Here is a 23,191-nt window from a genome sequence, read left to right as displayed (position 1 = left end):
GCCCCGGCCGGTGTTCCCTCAGGGAGGAATCCGCGCTACGTGCGGCGCGCTCGCTTCGAGACGGCGTAGGCGAGCACGAGCGCGGCGAGCAGCACGATCCCGTTCAGCGCGGCCTTCACGTTGAAGTCGAGACCGAGCAGGTCGAGCCCCACCCTGAGCGTGCTCAGGAAGAGCACGCCCACGATGGTGCCCAGCACGTTGGGGCGGGAGTCGCGGTGCATCGACGCGCCGATGAACACGGCGGCGATGCCGTCGAGCAGATACGAGAACCCGGCGTTCGGGGTGTAGATGCGCAGGTCGGAGCTCAGCAGCACGCCCGCGACGCCGGCCGTGAGGCCGGCGAGCACGAACACCGTGGCGCGGTATTTGCGGGTCGGGATCCCGGCCACTCGGGCCGCGCTGTTCTGGATGCCCATCGCACCGATCCTGGCGCCGTACTTCGAGCGGTTCAGCAGCAGGTAGTACAGCGCCGCGATGACGGCGACGACGACCAGCTGGTTCGAGACGCCGAGCGCCGAGCCGCCGGCGACCGCCTGGAAGCCCTCGGGCATCTGCCGGAAGTTGATGTTCGCGCCGCCGTTGGTGCCGATCAGCTGCGCGCTGCGCCCGATGAAGAAGGTGCCGAGCGTCGCGAGGAAGGGCGTGACGCCGAGTTGCACGATCAGGAAGGCGTTGACGGCCCCGATGAGCGCGCCGCCGGCGAGGCCGCAGAGAAGCGCCACGGGCCAGGGCAGTCCGAAGGAGAGCATCGCGACGATCGAGAACCAGGCCCCGAAGTCGAGTGCGACGCCGACCGACAGATCGATCCCGCCGGCGGCGACCACGACGGTGAGGGCGAGTGCCACGAGCGTCAGCAGGGCGCTGCCCTGCAGGATGTTGAGGAGGTTGCTGCCGCCGAGGAACGTCGGGGTGCGCAGGCTGAAGAACACGAACATCGCGGCGAACGCGAAGAGGAAGGCGTAGCGCAGCAGCCCGCCGAGGAGCGCCGAGCCCGGGCGCTCCTCCGCGGCCGCGGCGGCGGGGAGGGTGGTGGGTGCCTGTGTCATTTTCTGTCTCGATTCTGCAGCGCGGCCGCGGAGACGACGAGCAGGATGAGCGCGCCCTTCCAGCCGTCCACCCAGGAGTTCTGGACCCGGTTCAGGATCAGCCCGTTCGACATGAACGCGACGAGCACGGCCCCGAGCGCCGCTCCGGGGATCGTCACGACGTTGCGGGCCGAGAACGCCGCGCCCACGAAGGTCGCGAGCACCATGTCGACGAGCAGGCGGTCGTCGATGCCGGGGCTCGATCCGGAGCCCCTCGCCACGAGCAGGACGGCCGCGACGGCCGCGGTCGCCGCCGCGAGCACGTAGGTGCTCGCGAGGATGCGGTTCACGCTCAGGCCCGCCGAGACGGCGGCATCGCGGCTGCCGCCGACGGTCTGCACGTGCGCGCCGAAGCGGGTGCGGTGCAGCAGGAGCCACAGCAGGATCACCACGACGAGCGCGACGATCACCGCGGCGGGGATCCCGAGCAGTTTGCCGTCGCGCACCAGCAGCATCGACTCGTGCGAGACGTTGATGCGCTTGTTCTGGCTCAGCACCCGGTTGATGCCGATGACGCTCACGTAGGTCGCGAGCGTCGCGAGGATCGGGCTGAGGCCGACGACCGAGACCAGCACCGCGTTCACGAGCCCCACCGCGAGGGCGGCGAGCAGCGCCGTGAGGAACGCGAGCCAGAACGACGCGTTCGGATCCTGGAGCTGCAGGCTGAGGATGAGGGTGGCCATGGCCGCGGAGCCGGGGATCGAGAGGTCGATGCCGCCGGAGATCGCGTCCCCGCCTCCGCCGATCACGACGATGGCCAGGCCGCACGCCACCACCGCGATGGGAGCGGCTTGCGTGAGGCTCGACCAGAGGTTGTTCGTCGTGAGCACGGCCGGCGAGTTCGCCGCGAGGTAGGCGAGCAGCACGAAGAAGATGAGCAGGGGGCCGCGGCGCGTGAGGAAGCGCCGCGCCGCGGTCAGTCCGGGCCTGGCGGGCGCCCCGAGGCCGTGCTGCGCCGGGCCGGTCCCGGCGCTCGTGCGTACGCTCATGCGTGGGCTCCTTCGGCTGCGGCGGTGCTCGCGGTCATCGCTTCGAGCAGGCTGTCCCGGGTGAGGGATTCCGAGTCGTGGGTGCCGACGATCCGGCCGCGCACCATCACCTCGACGCGGTGGCACAGGCCCAGCAGCTCGATCGGGTCGTTGGAGGAGACGAGCACCGCGGCGCCCTGCTCGGCGAGCGAGGCGACGAGCCGGTAGATCTCGGCCTTGGCGCCGATGTCGACGCCGACCGTCGGCTCGTCGAGGATGATGATCCTCGCCTCGGTGAGCAGCGATCGGGCGATGACGACCTTCTGCTGGTTGCCGCCGCTGAGCAGGCGCACCTTGCGCTCGGGGTCGGCGGGGCGCACGTCGAGGGCCGCGACCATCCTCTTCGCCCGCTCGGCGATCCTCCTCCCGCTGAGCATCGCGCCGAGCACGCTCGCATCGTCGAGGGTCGAGAGGTTGACGTTGTCCTGCACGGGCAGGTCGAGCACGAGGCCGTCGTGACGGCGGTCGCGCGGGATCAGCACCACGCCCTGCCGCAGGGCGTCCGCGGGCGAGCGGAAGCGCCGGGCCCGCCCCTCGACGCGCAGCTCGCCGCCCCGGGCGCGCCGCAGCCCGACGAGGCAGTCGACGAGCTCCTCCGTGCCGGAGCCCAGCAGCCCCGCGACGCCGAGCACCTCGCCGGCGCGGATCGACAGGTCGACCCCCGCGAAGGCGGAACCGTCGGTGAGACCGGAGACCGAGAGCACCTCCCGGTCGGTGGGTCGCGCGCGCTCGGGGAAGAGCTGCCCGGCCTCCTTCCCGGTCATGAGCCGGATCATCTCCCTGGCGGAGTCGGGACCGGGCTCGTCGATCCGGCCCACGTCACTGCCGTTCCTGAACACCGTGACCCGATCGCAGAGCTCGGTGATCTCGCCCAGATAGTGCGAGACGTACAGCGATGCGACGCCGGCGTCGCGGAGCCTGCGGACGGCCCCGAGCACCTGGTCCACCTCGGTCGCGGCGAGGGGGGCGGTGGGCTCGTCGAAGACGATGAGGCGGATGTCGTCGTCGGTGAGGGCGCGCGCGATCTGGACGAGCTTCTTCTGCGCCGGGCTGATATCCCGGATCAGCGCGCCCGGGTCGAGCGCGAGGCCGAGCTGCTCCTCGAGGATCCGCGCCGCCCGATCCCGCATCTCGCGCTTGCGCAGCCCGAGTCGCCCCTGCAGTTCGTGCCCCATGAAGACCGACTCCGCGACCGTGAAGTGGGGGACGAGGTGCAGCTCCTGATGGATGAAGCGCACACCGCGCTCATGCACCGCCTGCGGCGTGAGGACGGGCACGCGCTCTCCCCCGATCTCGACCGATCCGGCGTCGGGGGTGTAGACGCCCGCGAGCACCTTGATGATAGTGGACTTGCCCGCGCCGTTCTCGCCGACGAGGCCGTGCACCTCACCGGCGGCGACGTCGAGGCCGGCGCCGTCGAGCGCCCGCACGCCCGGGAAGCTCTTGTCGATGTCGACCATGCGCAGCGCGCTCGCGGGTCTTGCCGTTTCCATCTGGTTCCTCGCCCTGGTTCCTCGGCTGACAGAGGGGTGCGGGCGGCGCCCGGGATCCCCGGCGCCGCCCGCGTCGACGCTACTGCTTGTCGTAACCCAGCTTCGCGTAGACCTCCTCGGCCCCCGCGGCGCCGTCGACGGGGTAGGTCTCGACGAAGCTCTCCGCCTCGACGTCCTCGCCGGCCAGGTGCTTCGCGACGTTGTCGGCCGAGACCTTGCCGATCTCCCGCGGCTGCTGCGCCACGTTGCCGACGAACGGGCTGTCCGGCTCCATCATGATCTCGAGCGTGTCGGGCCCCGCGTCGATCGCGGTCACCTTGACCTCGGTGCGGCCGGCCTCCTCGAGCGCCTGCACGACGCCGATCGCGGGCTGATCCCAGCAGGCGACGTGGATGGCGTCGAGCTCGCCCTCCGGGTAGCGCTCGAGCAGCGTCAGGGTCTGCTGGCGCGCGTCCTCGGGAGCGTTCGCGAACTCCTCGGCGAGCTCGGGGGTGAGCAGCTCGACGTCGGGGTAGTCGGCCGTCATCTTGTCCTTCCACGAGTTGTAGCGCTCGCCGCAGAAGGTGAGCGTCTCGCTGAAGGCGTTGAACACCGCGACCTTGCCCTCGCCGCCCAGCTGCTCGCCCATGATGGAGGCGATCGCCTCGCCCGCCTCGGTGCTGTTCGACTGGGCGTTGTTCACGACGTGCTCCGAGGCGCGGTCCACGCCGAAGACGGGGATGCCGGCCTCCGAGATCGCCTCGAGCTTCGGCTCGACCGAGTCGTCGCCGAGGATCGTGATGACCGCGTCGACCTGCTGGCTCAGGAAGATGTCGTGGTTCTCCGCGTGCAGGGTGTTGTCGCGGTTGCCGTCCGTCGGCACGACGACGCCGCCGAGGCGCTCGACCTCGTCGACCGCGCCCTGGAAGGCCTCGCGGTCCCAGAACGTCTGCGTGCTCACGACCGCCACGCCGATCGTCTTGCCCGCGAGCGACAGCTCGCCGTCGGCCGGAGCGTCCCCGCCGCCGGCGGCGGCGCCCGTCGTACAGGCGCTCAGGCCGAGCCCGGCGAGCAGTGCCAGGGGAAGTAGAGTTCTCTTAACGCCGCGTCGTTGCATTTCGCTACCTTCGTGTCTTGACGATGCCGGAGCTTCACGGTCGACCGTGCAGTTGACCGCACACCTGTCCATGAACCAGAACGAATGTAACCCATCGGAGTCCTCCAGACCGCACCCGGGCGCCTTCCGCCGTAACGGAAAGAAACTTAAGGAAATGACCCCTCCCTCCGTCGTCACCATCGGCATCCACATCGTCGACATCCTCGGCCACCCCGTCGCCGCCGTGCCCGAGGGGCAGGGGATCGCCTTCCTCGACGAGATCCGCATGACCCCCGCCGGCACCTGCGCCGCCACGGCGATGGGTCTCGCGAGGCTCGGGATCCCGGTCGCGACGCTCGGGTACGTCGGCGACGACGACCTGGGGAGCTGGCTGCGCGGCCGCCTCGCGGAGGAGGGCGTCGACGTCTCGGGGCTGCGCACGTCGGATCGCTCCCCCACCTCGGCGACGATGCTGCCGATCAGGCCGAACGGCGAGCGCCCCGCGCTGCACGTGCGCGGCGCGAACTCGCTCGTGGATGAGGAGCTCATCGACTGGGACGCCCTCGGCGGCGCGAGCCACCTGCACGTGGGCGGCACCTCCCTGCTGCCGCTGCTCGACGGCGAGGCGACGGCGCGCGTCCTCGAGCGCGCCCGCGGTCTCGGGATGACCACCTCCCTCGATCTGATCTTCGACCCCGCGGCCGACTACGAGCGTCTGCTCGGTCCCTGCTACGAGCACCTCGACTACTTCCTCCCGAACGAGGAGGACGCGCTCGCGATCTCCAGGGCGACAGACCGTGGCGACGCGGCTGCCTGGTTCCTCGACCGCGGGGTCGGCGCGGTCGCCGTGACGCTCGGGGCGGACGGCGCCGCCTACGCCGCGCGGGGCGCCGATGCGGGGACCGTGGAGGAGTTCCGCGTGCCCGCCTTCGACGTCGAGGTCGTGGACACCACGGGCTGCGGCGACGCGTTCTCGGCCGGGTTCATCGCGGCGCTAGTGGAGGGGCACGGCGCGAGGGAGGCCGTCGAGCTGGGGGTCGCCTGCGGCTCCCTCGTGGCGACGGGCCTCGGATCCGACGCCGGCCTGACCGATCGGAACGCGCTGCTGCGCTTCGTGCGGACCGCAGCGCGGAGGCCGGAGGCGTGAGGGCTGTCATCGGCATCGACGCCGGAACCACCGCCATCAAGTCGGTGGCGTTCTCGCTCGACGGGACGGTGCTCGCCGTCGCCAGGCGGACCGTCGGCGTGAACCGCGGCGCGTCATCCTCCTCCGCCTCCGAGAGCGACATGGACGAGGTGTGGGGTCTCGCCGTCGAGACGCTGCGGGAGGTCATCGACGCGGTCCCCGATCGCGAGATCGTCGCGATCGGGGTCACCGGTCAGGGGGACGGGGCCTGGTTCGTCGACGCGTCGGGCGCTCCGGCCGGCCCGGCGGTGCTCTGGAACGACGGCCGCAGCACCGAGGTGGTGCGCGAGTGGGAGGGCACGGGCGCGAACGAGGCGGTGCGAGCCGCGACCGGGTCGCCCATCCACCCGGGCGCGCTGCCCGCGATCTGGGAGGCGCTGCGCCGCGACGGGGCGCAGCCCGCGGCCGCCCACCACCTGAACTGCAAGGACTGGATCCGCTACCGCCTCGTCGGCGCGATGGCGACCGATCCCACCGAGGCGTCGCGCACCTACCTCGACACGGCAACCGGCGAGTACTCGACGGACCTCGCTGCGGCGCTCGGCCACGAGGAGCTGCTGGCGATGCTGCCGGAGCCTCTCCCCTCCGAGCGGATCGCCGGCACCCTGCTTCCCGACGTGCAGCGCCTGCTGGGACTCGACGCCGCCGTGCCCGTCGCCGTCGGGGTCTTCGACACCGTCGCGGCCGGGGTGGGCCTCGGAGCGATCGCCGACGGCGACTCCTACGTCGTGCTCGGCACCACCGCGGTCGTCTGCACGAACCAGCCCTCCGCTCGCGAGCGGCACCACCCCGACTCGATCCTGCTGCGCACGGGCCGCGGCGAGCAGGTCACCGAGTGCCTCGCACAGATGTCGGGCATGCCGAATCTCGACTGGGCCCGCGCCACCCTCGGACTCGACGCCCACGACTGGACGGAGATCGAGGAGCGGCTGGCCGGCCCGGACGACGGCGCCGGCGCGCTCTTCCTGCCCTACACCTCGCCGAGCGGCGAGCGCGCGCCCTTCCGCGACCTGCACGCCTCCGCCGGCTGGGTCGGCGCCCACGTCACGACGTCGAAGTGGGCGCTGCTGCGCGCGGTCTACGCGGGGCTCGCGCACTCCGTGTACGAGTCCGTCCTGGGACTCGACGGCGGGGCCGCCGGCGAGCCCGGCGACGCGGCCTCCGGCGACGCGAGCATCACGATCGGCGGGGGCGGCGCGCAGTCGCCGCTGCTGTGCCGCATGCTCGCCGACCTCAGCGGCCGCACCGTGATCCGGCAGGTCGACGGCGAGGTCGGAGCCCGCGGAGCGGCCGCCGTGGCCCTGGCCGCGGCGGGGGGCGCGCCGGATCTCGCCGCCGCGGTCGCCGCGCTCAAGCCCGAGACCGAGAGCTTCACCCCCGAGCCGACCCGCCGCGCCGCCGCGACCGCCGCCTTCGAGGCGTTCCGCGACGTCCGCGACGCGCTGCGCCCCCTCTGGCCGAGCCTGCACCGGCTCGGCCGTCCGTCGCACGCCGAGCATCCGCCGATCCCGGAGATCCCGCAGAGGAGAACACCCGCATGACCTCGCACCGCATCCTCATCACCGCCCCCTTCGACGACGCGCGGCTGGCCGAGCTCGCCGAGGGGCACGCCGTGACCGGCGCCGAGCCGCTCATCACGGGCGGCTCGCTCGCCGACCGGGGCCTCACCGACCGGGGCATCGCCGACGCGCTCTCGGAGGTCGAGGTGATCGTCGCCGAGCTCGACCGGATTGATCGCGCGACGCTCGACGCCGCGCCGCGCCTCCGGCTCGTGATCTCCTGCCACGCGAACCCCGTGAACGTCGATCTCGCCGCCTGCGCCGAGCGCGGGGTCGTGGTCGCCGCCACCCCCGGCAGGAACGCCGCGGTCACCGCAGACTTCAGCTTCGCCCTGCTGCTCGCCACGGTGCGCAGGCTCAGCGAGTCCGAGCGGTGGCTGCGGGCGGGATCCTGGTCTCCCGACGACGTGTTCGAGCCGTACGAGACGTTCCGCAGCATCGGGCTCTCCGGCCGCACGCTCGGCATCGTCGGCGGCGGCGCCGTGGGGCGGCGGGTGATGCGGCGCGCCCTCGGCTTCGACATGGAGGTGCAGGTCTACGACCCGTTCCTGCCCGAGGACGCCTTCGGCGGCGACGCTCGGATCGTCGACCTGCCGACGCTCATGTCGACCTCGGACATCGTGAGCGTGCACGCGCCGCTCACCCCCGAGACGCGGGGCCTCATCGGTGCCGAGGAGCTCGCCATGCTGCAGCCCACCGCCTACCTCATCAACGCCGGCCGCGCGGCGCTCATCGAGGAGGAGCCGCTCATGCGCATGCTCCGCGAGGGCAGGATCGCGGGAGCCGGCTTCGACGTGTTCTACGACGAACCGCTCTCCCCCGACTCGGAGCTCTTCGATTTCGCGAACGTCACGCTGACGCCGCACATCGCGGGCGCCTCCGACGACGTGGTGCTCGAGCACTCCCGCATCGCCGTCGAGATCTTCGAGCGCTGGGCCGCGGGCGAGACCGTGCCCCACGCCTGGACCGCGGACGGGCCGGTGCGCTGAGCGGCAAACGGGCCCCGGAGCTGCGGAACGGCGCGGCGAGCCCGGCCGGCGGACGACGATCGTCGCGAACGGTTGTTAGAGTACGACGCATGGCACTTCCCCCGCTCCCCGGTTCCGCGGTTCGCCGTCGACCCGCCAGGCGTCTCGCACAGCGCCGCCGCGCGCTGATCGCGGGGGCCGCCGCGCTCGTGCTCCTGCTCGGCGGCGGCACCGCCGCATGGGCCGTGATCGGCCAGGGCGAGCCGGAGCCCGCCCGCGCGGAGGCGACCCCGGAGCCCGAGCCGACCATCGCGGAGCCCGAACCGACACCGACCCCCACCCCTGAGCCGCCGGCACCCGAGCCCGAACCCGAACCCGAACCTCCGGCGCACGACCTCGACACTCCGGAGTCGATCACCGTCGTCGTGAACAAGCAGCGGCCGCTGCCCGAGGGGTGGGAGCCGCAGGATCTCGTGATGCCGGCGGGCATCGCCAACACCAACGGTCAGCCCATGCGCGCCGAGGCCGCGCAGGCGCTCGAGACCATGTACGCCGAGGCCGCCGCCGCGGGCTACCCCTTCGTCATCACGAGCGCGTACCGCTCCTACGACATGCAGGTCGGCCTCTTCGACTCGTACGTCGCGAGGGACGGGGTGGCCGCGGCCGAGACGTACTCGGCCCGGGCCGGGCACTCCGAGCACCAGACCGGCCTCGCGGCCGACCTCGACGACGGCTCGGGATGCGCGTTCATGTCGTGCTTCGGCGAGACGCCCACCGGCGTGTGGCTCGCCGAGAACGCCCACCGCTTCGGGTTCATCCTGCGCTACCACCAGGGCGCCGAACCCGTCGTGGGCTACATGTACGAGCCGTGGCACTTCCGATACGTCGGCGTCGACGTGGCGACCGACATGATGAACCGGGGCGAGCAGAACCTCGAGACCTACTTCGGGCTGCCGGCAGCGCCCACGTACTGAGCGGACCCCCGCCCGTCAGCCGAACAGGGAGACGGGCTTGAAGAGGTCGGCGTAGACGAGCAGCAGCATCATGGCCCCCAGCGCGATCACGACGACGAACGTGACGGGCACCATGCGAGCGGTGTCGACGGGGCCGGGATCGGGGCGCCCGAGCAGCCTCGCGATCCCGCGCTTCAGCCCCTCGTAGAGGGCGCCCGCGATGTGCCCGCCGTCGAGTGGCATGAGCGGCACCAGGTTGAACACGAACAGCGCGACGTTCAGCGACCCGAGCAGGCTGAACATTGTCGCGGCCTTGGAGGCGACCGGGATCTCATCGGTGCTCGTGATCTCTCCCGCGAGGCGTCCGACGCCGACCACCCCGATGAGGCCGTTCGGATCGCGCTCCTCGGTGCCGACCGCGGCGTTCCACACGTCGACCATGCGCTCGGGCAGTCGCACGATCACGCCCGCCATGTTCGCCACCGTGTCGCCGACGTAGACCGGTACGTCGGTGACCGGCCGGCGCACCGTCTCGGCGGCCGGGGTGGCGCCGATCATGCCCACCCGCTCGAGCACGGGCTCGCCGTCCTCGCCCTCGACGACGGCCCCCGCCTCGTCGGTGACCGGGCGCTCGTTCGCCGCGGGGGTGATCGTCAGCGCCTGCTCGGCGCCGTCGCGCTCGATGACCACGTCGAGCGCGCGACCGGGCGAGCCGCTCACGATTCCGCGGAACTGCTCCCACCCCTCGATCTCGGTCCCGTTCACCGACACGATCCGGTCGCCGGGGCGCAGCCCCGCCTCCGCTGCTGGGGCGGCGGGATCGTCGTCCGAGCACGCGGTCGCGGTGCTCGTGGCCGGCAGCAGGCACTCGCTGACCGCGCCCAGCGTCGTCGAGTTCTGCGGCAGGCCGAAGCCGACGAGCACGATCCCGAAGAACAGGGCGGCCAGCACGAGGTTCATGAGCGGGCCGCCGAGCATGACGACGATCTTCTTCCACATGGGCAGGCGGTAGAAGGTGCGGTGGTCCTCGCCCGCGCCGATCGATTCGGCGCTCGCGATCCTGGCGTCCTCGACCATCCCCGAGATGCCGCCGCGGCGTTCCTCCTCGGAGAGGAGCTCCGGAGCGTCCGGAGCGTCCGGAGCACCGGCGCGCGCGGGTTCCGGATCCCCGACCCGCTCGATCTCGGCCGCGACGTCGGAGGGCCGCTGCCGGCTCGCCGCCGCCGATCCCTCCTGCACCACGGTGTTCAGGAAGCCGGTCGTGGAGGCCCGCGCCTCGCCGCCGCGACCGGGCGGGAACATGCCGGTCATCGCGACGTAGCCGCCGAGCGGGATCGCCTTCACCCCGTACTCGGTCTCGCCCTTCCGCTTCGACCAGAGCGTCTTGCCGAAGCCGACCATGTACTGCGTCACCTTCACGCCGAACAGCTTCGCCGGCACGAGGTGCCCGATCTCGTGCAGCCCGATGGAGAGCGCGAGACCGCCCAGGATGATGAGGATCCCGAGGGCGTAGAGCAAGATATCGAGCAGCACCCGCCCAGGCTAGCGCCGGGCGCTGGGGAGGGTCTGCGAGCGGGCTGCTACTTCGCGGAGATCAGCTTCTCCGCCTGCCTGCGCGCCCAGTCCTCGGCCTCGGCGAGCGCCTCCAGCGTCAGCTGCTCGGGCGCCGTGTGCGCCTCGAGGACGCGCTCGATCGTGGAGACGATGTCGAGGAAGCCGATCCGGCCCGCGTGGAAGGCCTCGACCGCCTCCTCGTTCGCCGCGTTGTAGACGGCCGGGTAGGTCTTGCGCGCCCGGCCGACCTCCTTGGCGAGCGCCACTGCGGGGAAGGCGGCCTCGTCGAGCGGTTCGAAGGTCCAGCTCGACGCGCGGCTCCAGTCGAGCGGAGCGCCCACGCCGGAGATGCGGGTCGGCCAGGAGAGACCCAGCGCGATCGGGAGGCGCATGTCGGGCGGCGACGCCTGCAGGATCGTCGAGCCGTCGCGGAACTCCACCATCGAGTGCACGATCGACTGAGGGTGGACCACGACGTCGATGTCGCCGTAGGAGATGCCGAAGAGCAGGTGCGCCTCGATCACCTCGAGCCCCTTGTTCACGAGCGTCGCCGAGTTCGTCGTCACGACCCGGCCCATGTCCCACGTCGGGTGTGCGAGCGCCTCGGCGGGGGTGACGTCGCGCAGCGAGTTCCTGCTGCGACCCCGGAAGGGGCCTCCGGATGCCGTCACCACGAGCCGCTGCACCTCGGAGTGATCCCCCGCCCGCAGCGCCTGCGCGATCGCCGAGTGCTCGGAGTCGACCGGCACGATCTGCTCCGGCTTCGCCATGCGCGTGACGAGGTCGCCGCCCACGATGAGCGACTCCTTGTTCGCCAGCGCCAGCGTCCTGCCCGCCTCGAGGGCCGCGATCGTCGGGCCGAGCCCGATCGACCCGGTGATGCCGTTGAGCACCACGTCGGCCGGCACGTCGCGCACGAGCGTCGCGGCCTCGTCCGCACCCATCGCGGTGTGCTCGACGTTGAACTCGTCGGCCTGGCTCCGCACCTGCTCGGCGTTGGTGCCGGCGGCGAGCCCCACCACCTGGAAGCGGGACGGGTTCTTGCGGATCACGTCGAGCGCCTGCTCGCCGATGGAACCGGTGGACCCGAGGATGATGACGCGCTTCATGCCCTCCAGGCTAGGGCATCGCCGCCGGCCTCGGCGAGGGCGGCCGCCCCCGAGCGGCGGGGACGCCGGGCCCCGGCCGCGCTCAGGCCGGGGTGCCGGCACCTCCGCCTACTCGGCCGCCTGCGTGTCGACGATCTCGAGCACGAACACCATCACGTCGTCGGGCGCGTGCCCCATCTGCTGCAGCCGGGCCGCGCCGTAGCCGCCGTCCTCGGCGGGGACGATTGACATGATCTGGGAGCCGACCTTCTGGCCGATCAGCGCCTCCGAGAACCCGCGGATCACGCCGTCGATCCCCTCCTCCGGCTTGCCCTCGCGCGCCGGGAAGGAGGCGGGCTCGCCGCGGGACCAGCTCGAGTCGAACTCCTCGCCGGTGCGCCAGATGATCCCGCGGTACTGCACGCTGACCTCGTCGCCCTCCTTCACGACGGCGCCGTCGCCCTCCTCGAGCACCTGCACCTCGAGCTCCTCGGGGGCCTCCATGCACTCGGGGATCGTGATCTCGGGTGCCTGATCGTCGAAGGTCTCGACCTCGGGGTACTTCTCGTCGCGGGGCTTCAGCTCCTCGCACTGCTCGGCCGCGCTCTCGACGGCCTCGCCGAAGTCGAACACCGCGATGACGGAGTCCTCGTCCTTCAGCCCCGGGATCCCGGACTCCTCCGCGGTGAGGCCGCCGAGCGCGTCCTCGACCGGCACGGCGAGGGCGACCCGCTGCCCCGGCACGGAGCAGCGCACGGCGTCGTACATCCACGCGGCGCCGCCCGCCTGGAGCTGCTCCTGACTGTTGGGGAGCGGCGCCTCGGGGATCTGCGTGACGATGTCGCCCGTGCTGCCGTTGAAGTAGGTCACGGCGACGTTCACGCTCGCGTCGGTCTCGGGCACCTCGCCCTCCCCGTTCGTCAGCACCGAGCGCTCCACCTGGGTGGCCTTGAGCGGGGTCTCCGCGTCGAGCGTCAGCTCGCCGCCCGCGTCGCCGCTGACCTTGACCGCCTGGCTCGCCTCGCCCGCGGGAGCGCACGCCTCCCCGTTCGCGTCCTCGCTCGGACCGGAGGCGGCCGAGCAGCCGGCCAGCACGAGGGCGGCCGCGACGGCGGCGGGGATCAGGATACGGGTGCGCTTCACGGAGGTTCCTCTGCGTCGGGGGCCGGGCTTCGCCGCGGGAGCTGCGCGCCCGCGACGGGTTCGAGTCTGCCTCATCCGCCTGCCCGCCGTCTGTGGAATCGCCGAGATGCCGGGGCGGAGCGGGCCGCGGGGTACGCTCGGTGCATGCCGACCGACGCCCCGCCCCCGCGCCCCGGCGTCGTGTTCACGATCGGCCGCGCGGTGCTCCGTCCCCTGCTGCACCTGCGGTTCCGCCCGCGGATCTCGGGGGCGTCGCGCATCCCCGCGACGGGGCCGGTGCTGCTCGCGAGCAACCACCTCTCGGGCATCGACACGATCCTGATCCCCTCGTTCGCGACCCGCGAGGTCCAGTTCCTCGCGAAGGCCTCCCTCTTCCAGGGCCGCCTCGGCGGGTGGTTCTTCCGCAGCATCGGCGCGGTGCCCGTGCACCGGGAGGCGGGCGCCGCGGCTCAGGCCGCGCTCGAGGCGGGGCGCGACGTCCTGGCCGCCGGCCAGGTGTTCGCCGTGTTCCCCGAGGGCAGCCGATCGCGCGACGGCCGTCTGCATCGCGGGCGCACCGGCGCCGCCTGGATGGCGCTCGAGACGGGCGCGGCCGTGATCCCGGTCGGCCTCGTCGGCACGAACCGGACGCTGCGGGATCCCGCGACCGGCCGGCCTCCGCGCATGGAGGTGCGCTTCGGCGATCCCGTGCCCCTGGACGACCTCGCGGGTCTCCCCGCCGGTCGCGCGCGGCACGAGGCGACCGAGCGCATCATGTCCGCGATCCACGCCCTCACGGGACAGGAGTTCGCCGACGGCTTCGCGGAGGGCGGCCGCGGGGCCTAATCCGGGGCTCTCCTCCCGCTCCTCGACCGCTCCTCGCCCGGGCTCTTCCTCAGCCCTGGCCCCTTCTCTCGCGCGGTCAGAGCCGGCGCAGCACCGCGCGGGCCGTCAGCACGGCGAGGATCACGAGCAGCGCCATGGTCACCAGGTCGCAGGCGATGTAGACGTAGTGCCACGGCGACTGCCCGGGGTCCGCTCCGGCGAGCACGAGGTCGGTGCGGGCGTTCAGCGGCGGCCGCACGACCGCGATCTTGACGACGAAGACGACGGCGAGCGCCGACCAGGCGAAGAGCCGCGCGCCGGCGATCCTGACCGCCGAGGGCCAGAGGCTCAGCACCGTGAACGCGACGAGCAGCGCGGCCTCGGCGATGTTCAGCGCCGCGAAGACGAGCCGCCCGATGCCGAGACCGAGGGGGATCGTGATGCCGGGGGCCTGGAACTTGAGCGGCGCCTCGATGAAGGAGATCGCTGCGACCATCCCGAGCCAGAGCACGACGAGCACGAGCCGCCACAGCTCGGTCCGCACCGATCTCCTCAGCGGGCCCGCGGTGCCGCTCCCGGCCCCGGGCATGCTCCCGCTCCCGTTCGAGTCCGTCCCCGTCACCGCGACTCCTCCTGCTCCTGGCGCGCGGCGAGGGCCGCGGCGTAGAGCTCTCGGCTCGAGCGGCCCGTCGCCTCCGCCACGGCCCGCGCGGCGTCCTTCAGCCGCTCGCCGTCCGCGACGCGGCGGCGCACCTCGTCGAGCGCGGCCTCCGCCGAGACCTCCTGCTCCGGAGCGCCCCCGACCACCAGCACGATCTCGCCGCGCACGCCGCCGGCCGCCCACTCGGCCAGCCCGCCGAGCGTGCCGCGGCGCACCTCTTCGTGCAGCTTCGTGAGCTCGCGGCACACCGCCGCGGGGCGTTCGGGGCCGAAGGCTCCCGCGAGCGCCGCGAGCGTATCGGCCAGGCGGGTGGGCGCCTCGAAGAAGACGAGCGTGCGGCGCTCCGCGGCGAGCGCCGAGAGGGCCCGGGATCGCTCCCCGGCCTTGCGCGGCAGGAAGCCCTCGAAGGCGAAGCGGTCGGTCGGCAGGCCGGCCACCGCCAGCGCGGTCACGACGGCGCTCGGGCCGGGGATCGCGCTGACCGGCACGCCCCGCTCGGCCGCGAGCTGCACCACCCTGAAGCCCGGATCCGACACGGTCGGCATGCCGGCGTCGCTCACGAGCACGATGTCCTCGTCGACCGCACGCTCGACGAGCGCCCCGGCGCGGTCGTGCTCGTTATGATCGTGCAGGGCCACGAGTTCGGGGCGGGCGTCGATCTCGAGCAGGCGCAGCAGCTGCGCCGTACGACGGGTGTCCTCCGCCGCGATCACGCGGGCGCTCGCCAGAACCTCCCGCAGCCGCGGCGAGGCGTCCCCCAGGTTGCCGATGGGGGTCGCGGCGAGCAGGATCATGTCTCCATCGTAGTCCCGGACGCGGCGCCCCCGGGCCGCGGCGCCGGACGAGGAGCGGGCCGGGGACCGGGCTCGGACCTGGGAGAATCGGAGCATGAGCGATGAGCCCCAGACCCACCGCGGCACCGAACCCGTCGCCGGCGCGCCTGGCCCGTCCGGCCCGCCGCCGAACCCCTTCGCCGGCGCCGCTCGTCCCGTGCGCGGCGGGGGCCTCGGTGTCGCCGCGATGGCGGCGGGTCTCGCCGCGCTCCTCACCTCCGGCGTCGCCGCCCTCTACTTCAGCCCCTTCACCGTCGCCGGAGCGGTGATCGGCATCGCGGCGCTCGCGCTCGGGGCGGTCTCGCTCGCCCGGCGGACGCGTCCGATCTGGCCGAGCGTCGCCGGCGTCGTCGCCGGGGGTCTCGCAGTCGCGGTCGCGCTGGCCTCCGGAGTCCTCGCGACGGCCGCGCTCCTGGCGCCCGACGGGCCCACCGCGGGAGCCGGTGCCGGCTCGGCGCCGGGCGCCGATCCCGAGCAGCAGCTCGCCGTCGAGTGGCCGCGCAACATGGCCACGGGCGGCATCCTCCTCGAGGAGGGGATGTCGGCGCGGCGCTCCGATGCGCCCGCGCACAACGCGCTGCCGAGCCCCCTCGAGGCCGACCGCGCGAGCGGTCCCACCGACATCCGCCTCTACGTCGACTACCGCTGCCCCTACTGCGCCGTCTTCGAGGAGGCGTCGGGCGACGCGCTCGAGGAGGCCGTGAACGCCGGCGAGGCGACGCTGGAGATCCACCCGCTCACCTTCCTCGACTCCGTCTCGCAGGGCAGTTCCTACTCGTCGCGCGCCGCCGCCGCGGTGGCCTGCGTCGCCGACGCGCAGCCCGCGGACGCGTGGAGCGCCCACCGCGCGCTCCTCGACCCGACCGTGCAGCCTCCCGAGAACACGCCGGGATACGACAACCGCGAGATCGGCGAGCTGCTCGGGCACGCGACCGGCGGGCTCGGCGACGAGGCGCGATCCTGCATCGAGGCCGAGCGCTTCGTCCCGTTCGCCCAGGCGCTCGGCAGCTGGATCTCCGCCAACCCCGTGCCGGGCGCGCAGGATCCCGGGCTGCGCGTCGAGGGCACGCCCCTCGCGGTCGTGAACGGAGCGCCCTACCCGGGCGATCCGGCCGATCCCGCCGCGTTCCGCGACTTCCTCGCCGAGCAGGGGGTGCGGCTCTGAGCGCCGAGGCGACGCTCCTGTCGCGCACGGGCGTCGCCTACTTCCCGCTCGCCCTGATCGCGCGCGTGCCGTTCGCGATGATGGTCGTGGGCGTGCTGACCCTCATCGTCTCCGCGCGGGGCTCGGTCGAGCTCGGCGGGCTGGGATCCGCGGTGGTGGGGGTCGGGTCCGCGTGCTTCGGGCCGCTGCTCGGCGCCGCGGCCGACCGCTTCGGCCAGCGCCCGACGCTGCTCATCACCGCCGTCGTCAACAGCGCGTCGCTCGGCGCGCTGGCCTGGGCCGCGTACAGCCCGCTCTCGATCTGGGCGGTGTTCGCCGCCGCGTTCCTCGTGGGGGCCTCGGGGCCGCAGACCTCGCCGATGTCCCGCTCTCGGCTCGTGACGATCATCGCGACGCAGCTGCCCCCGGAGCGCCGACCCCGCACGGTGAGCACCGTGCTCGCCTACGAATCGGCGGCCGACGAGGTCGTCTTCGTGTTCGGCCCCGTCATCGTCGGGGTGCTCGCCACCGCGTTCGGGGCGTGGGCGCCCATCGCCGGCGCCGCCGTGCTCACGCTCTTCTTCGTGACCGCGTTCGCGCTGCACCGCACGGGCGCTCCCGCCCGGTCGGCCTCGGAGCGCGCCGCGGTGCTCGCCCCGGCGGCGGAGCTCCGGCGCCCGCGGCTGCTCGTGATCGTGTTCGGCATCCTCACCGTCGGCCTCGTCTTCGGCACCACCCTCACCTCGCTGACGGCGTTCATGCAGGATCGCGGCTCACCCGAGAGCGCCGGCCTGCTCTACGGGATCATGGGGGTCGGCTCGGCGATCCTGGCCATCTGCGTGGCCCTCTTCTCGCCGAGGTTCACCCTGCGCTACCGCTGGCTGCTCTTCGCCGGGTTCATCGTGGCGGGCGAGGTCGTGCTCTCGGCGGCCCGAGACCTCGGGGGCGTCGCGCTCGGCCTCGCGATCACGGGCATCGGGATCGGCCCGCTGCTCGTCACGCTCTACAGCTTCGGCGCGCAGCGCAGCCCGGAGGGGCGATCCGCCACCGTGATGACGATGCTCGGATCCGGGATCACCCTCGGCCAGTCGGCGGCGGCCGCGATCACTGGCCTCGTCGCCGAGCAGGCGGGCACCGCGCCGGCGATGCTCCTGCCCGCCTGCGCTGGTGCGCTGGCGCTCGCGGCCGGCGTCGCGAACTGGTTCCTCACGCCGCCGGGCCGGGATCGCGGCCGGAGCCGCACGGTGGGTTGAGCAGTGGGCTGGGCGATGGGCTGATCCGGGCTGTGGGCGTACGGTGGGTCGAGTCGCTGCGAAGGGCCGCGTGCGTCGGAGAACCCGCGAATGTCGGAGGAAGTGCCGGGCAAAACTCCGACGGATCCGATTTTCTCCGACGCACGGGATCGCGACGATCGGGGCCGGGATCCCGCACACCCGCCCCTCAGTCCCGGTGCTCCTCCTCGCGCGCGATGCGCGGCTTCGGCAGGTGCCAGCCCCGGGAGACCGAGACGAGCCGCAGCGCGATCGCGACGGCTCCTCCGACGAGCGAGCCCAGGATCACGTGGCCGCCGCACGCCATGAGCAGCACGGAGAGGCCCGCCCCGGTGAGCGCCGAGACGGCGTAGAGCTCGCGGGTCAGCACACCGGGCACGGTGTTCACGAGCACGTCCCGGATCACCCCTCCCCCGATCGCCGTGATCGTGCCGACGAGGATCGCGGTGAGCGGGCTCTCCCCCGATGCGAAGGCGACCGCGGCCCCGTTCGCGGAGAAGAGGCCGAGGCCGAACGCGTCGAACACGACCTCGAAGTACCGGATCCGCGTGATCCCCGGGTGCATGAAGAACACGGCGAGCGAGCCGCCGACGGCGACGGCGAGGTTCGGCCAGTAGACGAAGGAGACGGGCGGGTGCACGCCGAGCACGAGATCCCGGATCACGCCGCCTCCGACACCCGTGAAGGTGCCGACCACGATCACCCCGAGCAGGTCGAGCCGCCGGCGCACGCCGACGAGCGCGCCCGAGATGGCGAAGGCGAGGATGCCCGCGAACTGCAGGATCTCGTAGACCACGGTTCCGATCACGCGCTCGATCCTACTGAACCGCGGAGGGCGCGGACCGGATCGCGGAGGGGGCGGGCCGGAAGGTGCGGGACAGGACCGCCGAGCACCCGGAATACGCGGGGCGCCGCCTCCGTTCCACTCCCTGCGGGCGGGGAACCCGGGCACGGCCCCGAGAACTGCGCACGGGGCACCCGGGACCACCCCGAGAACCTGCGCAGGGGGCACCCGGGACCGCCGCGAGAACCTGCGCGCGAGCCCCGAGAACCTGCGCACGAGCCCGCCGAGTGAGAGAATGGACGGTATGCCTGCACCCGCGATCACCCCAGCGGAAGTCGCCGAGCTTCGCGCGGCGTTCCCCTACTTCGCCGACCTCCCCGAGAGCGGGGGCCGACCCGTCGCCTACCTCGACTCGGCCGCGACCTCGCAGCGGCCGCTCAGCGTGCTCGACGCCGAACGAAGCTTCCTGGTCTCCGCGAACGCCGCGGTGCACCGCGGCACGAGTCAGGCGGTGGGAGCCGCGACGGGCCTCTTCGAGGGCGCCCGGGCCGCGGTCGCCGATTTCGTCGGAGCCGGGATGCCCGAGCAGATCATATGGGCCGAGAACGCCACCGACGCGCTGAACACCGTCGCGCTCGGCATCGGCGAGGCGAACGCGGGGCTCGGGGTCGACGGCTCGGAGCGGTTCGCGCTCGGCTCGGGCGACGAGATCCTGGTCACCGAGGCCGAGCACCACGCGAACCTCGTCCCGTGGCAGCGGCTCGCCGCGAAGACCGGCGCCCGCCTGCGCTGGATCCCGGCGTGCGAGGACGGCACCTGGACGCTCGACGACGCCCGCGAAGCGCTGACCGCGCGCACCCGGCTCTTCGCCTTCTCGCACGTCTCGAACACCACCGGGTATCTCGCCCCGGTCGCCGATCTCGTGGAGCTCGCCCGCTCCGTCGGCGCGATCACCGTGCTCGACGCCTGCCAGTCGGTGCCGCACATCCCGGTGGACTTCGCAGAGCTCGGCGTCGACTTCGCGGCGTTCTCGGGGCACAAGATGCTCGGCCCGAACGGGATCGGCGTGCTCTACGGCAGGCCCGAGATGCTTGCCGCGCTGCCGCCCGCCCGCACCGGCGGGTCGATGATCACCCGGGTCACGATGGAGAGCGCCGAGTTCATGCCGCCTCCGCTGCGCTTCGAGGCGGGCACGCAGCCCGTCTCGCAGGTCGTCGGTCTCGGCGCGGCCGTGGAGTTCTCGCGTGCGATCGGCATGGATCGGGCCGCGGCGCGGGAGCACGAGCTCGTCGAACGCCTGGTCGACGGGATCGCGGCGAACCCCGGCCTGCGGCTCATCGGCCCGGCCGACACGTCGCGGCGCGTGGCGCTCGCGGCGGTCGAGGTCGCGGGGCTGCACGCGCACGACGTCGGGCAGTTCCTCGACGAGCAGGGGGTGCTGGTGCGGGTCGGCCACCACTGCGCGCAGCCGCTGCACCGCGCGCTCGGAGTGACCTCGACGACGCGTGCGAGCGTGCACGTGACCACGACCGAGGAGGAGATCGACCGCTTCCTCGACGCGATCCGCGGCGCACAGCGGTACTTCGGATTGGAGGGATCGGCGTGAGCGCACTCGACGGGCTGTACCAGGAGGTGATCCTGGATCACTCGAAGCGGCCGATCGGCAAGGGCGAGCTCGACGCGGCCGAGGGGTCGCTCACGGCCTCGCACCACGAGTTCAACCCGAGCTGCGGCGACGAGCTCACGCTGAGCATCGCCGTGGATCCGGAGACGGGTCGCATCGACGGTCTGGCCTGGGAGGGGCAGGGCTGCTCGATCTCGATGGCCTCGGCCTCGGTGCTGTCGCAGCTCGTGCGCGACGACGAGCTGGACGTGGAGGAGGCGCAGCGCAGGATCGACGTCTTCCGGGACATGATCCAGTCGCGGGGCGAGGCGGATCCCGACGAGGATCTGCTCGGCGACGCCGTCGCGTTCCAGGGGGTCTCGAAGTTCGTGATGCGCGTCAAATGCGCGATGCTCTCGTGGGTGGCGCTGGAGGCCGATCTGCGGCAGGTCGCCGCTCAGCGCTAGGGATCGCGAGGCCGGGAGGAGAGCCCCTTCGGCCCCGCTCACAGGGCGTGTTCCCGCCTCTTCGGCGCCGTTCTCCTGTGCATAAGCCCCCGCGCCGCCGGGCGAGGCGCAGGATCGGAGCATGAGCAGCACCGACATCTCCCAGCGCCCAACCGTTTCCCAGGGTGAGACCCCGCGGTCCTTCCCCCGGCAGCCCCCGCATGGCGCGCGGGCACCGCAGACGTCGGCGTCCCCTCCTCCGCATCCGAGGCCGCGCGTCCTCCGCTGCGAGGGCACCGCCGACTTCATCGCCGCCCTGCCGCAGATCGCGGGGTTCACCGCGCCCGGCAGCCTGTTCCTCGTGCTGTTCTCGGGCAAGCAGGCCGGCACGGCCGCCCGCTTCGACCTGCCCGCCGGCGAGGGACCGCGCGAGACGCGGGCGCTGCTCGACATGATCTGCTCGGTGCTCCGGAGCGCGGGCGCCGAGTCCGACCCTCCGGCGCTGGTGATCACGAGCGAGCAGACCTTCCGAGAGGCGGGCGGCGCCCCCTGGCGCAGACTCGCTGAGCGGCTCGAGCGCAGGCTTCGCCGAGAGGGCGTGCGCCTCCGCGAGCTGTGCTGCGTGGCACCGGACGGGTGGGCGAGCTACCTCGATCCCGCCGCGCCGCCCGGGGGTCGACCGCTCAGCGACATCGAGCAGAGCCCCATCGCCCGGGAGGCCGCGGCGCGGGGCGAGACCGTCCCCGACCTCGCCGCCCTGGCCGAGATCGCCGTCGCGCCTCCGGAGCGCCTCGCCGCGGTGCGCGCCGCCCTCGACGCCCTCTCTTCCCCTGGACTCCCTGAACCGGGGGTCGCTCCCCCATCGGCCTCCGGTTCAGGGCTCGACGCGCCGCATCTCGCCCGCGCGGTCGAGATCGCCGCCCTGATCGACGAGTTGCTGCAGACGGAGCCGGGCGAGGCGGACGCGGTGGTGATCGCCCGGACCGTGCGCAGCGCCGAGCACCCCGGGGAGTGGTTGCTGCTCGTGCTGTCGGTCCTCACGAGGGCCGCCTTCGTCGCGGAGCTCATGCGAGATTCCGGGCTCGCGCGTTTCATCGACCTCCCCGTCGACTCCGACAGCGGTGGGTCGATGCGACGCCTGCTCGCCTCGCTCACGGCGGAGGCCCCCGATCGGGAGCGCCTGCGGGCCGCGACCGAGGCGGTGCGCGGCATCGTCGGCTCCGTGCCCGAGGAGCGGCGGCCTCCGCTGCTGACGCTCCTCGCGTGGATGTGGTGGATGCGCGGCCTGCAGTCGGTCGCCTGCCGTCACATCGGCACGGCGCTGGGAATCGCCCCGGGGCATCCGCTCGCCCTCATGGTGCGGCGCCTGGTCGAGATCCCGGTCACGCCGCCCGGGTGGAGCGCCCCGTGACCCCATGAGCGGGCCCGCGGCGATGACCTGCGACGATACGCGCACGGCGATGCACGCGCCACGATGCGGGGGCGAGCCGAGCCCTCAGCGGACGCGGCTCACGAGATGAGCGGTCCGGCTGCCGGGAGCGGCGAGCCCGTCGGCGGTCTCGCCGACCAAGGCCCGCAGCGCGCGACTCGCGTGGGTCGGCGCCATGTCCGCTCGGCGCGCGACGCTGACGGTCCGCGTCAGCGCGTCGCCCCCGAGCGGAGCCGAGCGGAGCGCGGGGCGTTCCACCGCGACCATGGCGGGCACCACGGCGACGCCGATGCCACGTTCGGCGAAGCGCAGCGCCGCATCCATCTCGGCCCCCTGCACCGCGACCGCGGGCGTCAGGCCCTCGTCGCGAAAGGCGGCGTCCAGGGCGACGCGCAGGTCGTAGCTCTCGGGAAAGGAGATCTGCGGCACGCGCGCGAGCTCCCGCAGCTCGACCGCGGCGGTGGCGGCGGGGCGCTCGAAGGGGTCGGGTTCCGAGGCCGCGGAGACCACGACGAGACGCTCGCTCAGGATCGGCTCGCGCTCGATCACCGCCCGGGCGACGCCCGAGGAGACGCTGGTCACGATGAGCGCGAGGTCGAGGGAGCCCTCCACGAGCGCGGCGATGAGGCTCCGCGATCCTCGCTCGAGGATCTCCACGTCGATGCCCGGGTGCCTCACCCGGAACTCGACGAGCACCTCGGCGACGAGGCTCGTGCACAGGGTCGGCGTAGCCCCCAGCCGAACTCTCCCCCGGCGCAGGCCGGCGAGCTCCGCCATCTCGCTCCGCGCGGTGCCGGCATCGGCGAGCATGCGCCGCGCGAGCGGCAGCAGCCGCTCGCCCGCCGCCGTGAGGGTCACGTTCCCCCTGGCGCGGTGGAACAGCTCGATGCCGAGATCGGCCTCGAGCGACGAGATCTGCCGGCTCAGGGAGGGCTGCGCGAGGTGCAGCCGCTCCGCGGCCCTCGTGAAGTGGCCGAGCTGCGCCACCTCCACGAAGCCGCGCAGCTGCTCGAGATTCACGTTCATAGCCTATCCGCATCGTGAGCATGAGCACTATTCATTGGAGTAATCATGGGTCGCTGCC

21 protein-coding genes are annotated in these 23,191 nt (G+C 73.0%); 10 read left to right on the top strand and 11 right to left on the bottom strand.

What is annotated here, in order from left to right; all coding sequences use genetic code 11:
* Window positions 1-35: 35 nt before the first annotated feature.
* From JD276_RS05110 to JD276_RS05095, 4 genes are all read right to left on the bottom strand, one after another.
* A complete protein-coding gene (locus JD276_RS05110; RefSeq protein WP_200114531.1) occupies window positions 36-1,046 on the bottom strand; it encodes an ABC transporter permease in 1,011 nt (336 codons plus the stop codon).
* Window positions 1,043-2,074, bottom strand: coding sequence for an ABC transporter permease (locus tag JD276_RS05105; protein WP_200114530.1), 1,032 nt, complete (start codon window positions 2,072-2,074; stop codon window positions 1,043-1,045). Before JD276_RS05105 ends, JD276_RS05110 begins: the two co-directional genes overlap by 4 nt.
* Window positions 2,071-3,606 (bottom strand): sugar ABC transporter ATP-binding protein, encoded by a 1,536-nt coding sequence (locus JD276_RS05100; protein ID WP_200114526.1) that lies wholly within the window; start codon window positions 3,604-3,606, stop codon window positions 2,071-2,073. The genes JD276_RS05105 and JD276_RS05100 overlap by 4 nt, the downstream gene beginning before the upstream one ends.
* A gap of 79 nt (window positions 3,607-3,685) precedes the next feature.
* Entirely contained in the window at window positions 3,686-4,702 is a 1,017-nt protein-coding gene (locus JD276_RS05095) for a sugar ABC transporter substrate-binding protein (RefSeq protein ID WP_200114524.1), read from the bottom strand.
* Window positions 4,703-4,856: 154 nt separating this feature from the next.
* Here JD276_RS05095 and JD276_RS05090 point away from each other — a divergent pair, with 154 nt between their 5' ends.
* The 4 genes from JD276_RS05090 (at window position 4,857) to JD276_RS05075 (ending at window position 9,368) form a co-directional block, all read left to right on the top strand.
* Window positions 4,857-5,828, top strand: a complete 972-nt coding sequence (locus JD276_RS05090) for a carbohydrate kinase family protein (RefSeq protein ID WP_200114523.1) — start codon at window positions 4,857-4,859, stop codon at window positions 5,826-5,828.
* Window positions 5,825-7,408 (top strand): FGGY family carbohydrate kinase, encoded by a 1,584-nt coding sequence (locus tag JD276_RS05085; protein WP_200114521.1) that lies wholly within the window; start codon window positions 5,825-5,827, stop codon window positions 7,406-7,408. Before JD276_RS05090 ends, JD276_RS05085 begins: the two co-directional genes overlap by 4 nt.
* Window positions 7,405-8,415, top strand: coding sequence for an NAD(P)-dependent oxidoreductase (locus JD276_RS05080; RefSeq protein ID WP_200114519.1), 1,011 nt, complete (start codon window positions 7,405-7,407; stop codon window positions 8,413-8,415). Before JD276_RS05085 ends, JD276_RS05080 begins: the two co-directional genes overlap by 4 nt.
* 89 nt (window positions 8,416-8,504) lie before the next feature.
* A complete protein-coding gene (locus tag JD276_RS05075; protein WP_200114518.1) occupies window positions 8,505-9,368 on the top strand; it encodes a M15 family metallopeptidase in 864 nt (287 codons plus the stop codon).
* A gap of 15 nt (window positions 9,369-9,383) precedes the next feature.
* Here the strand turns inward: JD276_RS05075 and JD276_RS05070 are convergent, their stop codons facing one another.
* From JD276_RS05070 to JD276_RS05060, 3 genes are all read right to left on the bottom strand, one after another.
* Entirely contained in the window at window positions 9,384-10,877 is a 1,494-nt protein-coding gene (locus tag JD276_RS05070; protein WP_233615376.1) for a M50 family metallopeptidase, read from the bottom strand.
* Window positions 10,878-10,927: 50 nt separating this feature from the next.
* Window positions 10,928-12,010, bottom strand: a complete 1,083-nt coding sequence (gene dxr, locus JD276_RS05065; protein WP_200114517.1) for a 1-deoxy-D-xylulose-5-phosphate reductoisomerase — start codon at window positions 12,008-12,010, stop codon at window positions 10,928-10,930.
* 108 nt (window positions 12,011-12,118) lie between these two features.
* Window positions 12,119-13,132, bottom strand: a complete 1,014-nt coding sequence (locus tag JD276_RS05060; RefSeq protein ID WP_200114516.1) for an FKBP-type peptidyl-prolyl cis-trans isomerase — start codon at window positions 13,130-13,132, stop codon at window positions 12,119-12,121.
* Window positions 13,133-13,276: 144 nt separating this feature from the next.
* Here JD276_RS05060 and JD276_RS05055 point away from each other — a divergent pair, with 144 nt between their 5' ends.
* Window positions 13,277-13,957 (top strand): lysophospholipid acyltransferase family protein, encoded by a 681-nt coding sequence (locus tag JD276_RS05055; RefSeq protein ID WP_200114514.1) that lies wholly within the window; start codon window positions 13,277-13,279, stop codon window positions 13,955-13,957.
* 76 nt (window positions 13,958-14,033) lie between these two features.
* On the opposite strand, the gene JD276_RS05050 is transcribed toward JD276_RS05055, so the two are convergent.
* A complete protein-coding gene (locus JD276_RS05050) occupies window positions 14,034-14,558 on the bottom strand; it encodes a hypothetical protein (RefSeq protein WP_307866464.1) in 525 nt (174 codons plus the stop codon).
* Window positions 14,555-15,391: a 16S rRNA (cytidine(1402)-2'-O)-methyltransferase gene (rsmI, locus tag JD276_RS05045; RefSeq protein WP_200114512.1), complete on the bottom strand. Its 837-nt coding sequence runs from the start codon at window positions 15,389-15,391 to the stop codon at window positions 14,555-14,557. The genes JD276_RS05050 and rsmI overlap by 4 nt, the downstream gene beginning before the upstream one ends.
* A 94-nt stretch (window positions 15,392-15,485) precedes the next feature.
* On the opposite strand from rsmI, the gene JD276_RS05040 reads away from it, so the two are divergent.
* Complete coding sequence (locus tag JD276_RS05040; RefSeq protein ID WP_200114510.1) at window positions 15,486-16,595, top strand: thioredoxin domain-containing protein; 1,110 nt, start codon at window positions 15,486-15,488, stop codon at window positions 16,593-16,595.
* A gap of 65 nt (window positions 16,596-16,660) precedes the next feature.
* Window positions 16,661-17,827: an MFS transporter gene (locus JD276_RS05035; RefSeq protein WP_307866462.1), complete on the top strand. Its 1,167-nt coding sequence runs from the start codon at window positions 16,661-16,663 to the stop codon at window positions 17,825-17,827.
* Window positions 17,828-18,014: 187 nt separating this feature from the next.
* Here JD276_RS05035 and JD276_RS05030 read toward each other — a convergent pair whose 3' ends face one another.
* Entirely contained in the window at window positions 18,015-18,653 is a 639-nt protein-coding gene (locus tag JD276_RS05030; protein ID WP_200114508.1) for a trimeric intracellular cation channel family protein, read from the bottom strand.
* Window positions 18,654-18,933: 280 nt separating this feature from the next.
* Between JD276_RS05030 and JD276_RS05025 the strand changes: the two genes are divergently transcribed.
* The 3 genes from JD276_RS05025 to JD276_RS05015 all read left to right on the top strand — a co-directional run bounded on the left by JD276_RS05025 (window position 18,934) and on the right by JD276_RS05015 (window position 22,089).
* Window positions 18,934-20,235: an aminotransferase class V-fold PLP-dependent enzyme gene (locus JD276_RS05025; protein WP_307866461.1), complete on the top strand. Its 1,302-nt coding sequence runs from the start codon at window positions 18,934-18,936 to the stop codon at window positions 20,233-20,235.
* Window positions 20,232-20,699 (top strand): Fe-S cluster assembly sulfur transfer protein SufU, encoded by a 468-nt coding sequence (gene sufU / locus JD276_RS05020; RefSeq protein ID WP_200114501.1) that lies wholly within the window; start codon window positions 20,232-20,234, stop codon window positions 20,697-20,699. Before JD276_RS05025 ends, sufU begins: the two co-directional genes overlap by 4 nt.
* Window positions 20,700-20,820: 121 nt before the next feature.
* Window positions 20,821-22,089, top strand: coding sequence for a DUF4192 family protein (locus JD276_RS05015; RefSeq protein WP_200114499.1), 1,269 nt, complete (start codon window positions 20,821-20,823; stop codon window positions 22,087-22,089).
* A gap of 84 nt (window positions 22,090-22,173) precedes the next feature.
* Here JD276_RS05015 and JD276_RS05010 read toward each other — a convergent pair whose 3' ends face one another.
* Window positions 22,174-23,133, bottom strand: a complete 960-nt coding sequence (locus tag JD276_RS05010; protein WP_200114497.1) for a LysR family transcriptional regulator — start codon at window positions 23,131-23,133, stop codon at window positions 22,174-22,176.
* Between the last annotated feature and the right edge of the window lie 58 nt (window positions 23,134-23,191).

The organism is Leucobacter chromiisoli (assembly GCF_016522505.1).
GTDB lineage: Bacteria > Actinomycetota > Actinomycetes > Actinomycetales > Microbacteriaceae > Leucobacter > Leucobacter chromiisoli.
This window is presented reverse-complemented; position numbering and strand designations above follow the sequence as displayed.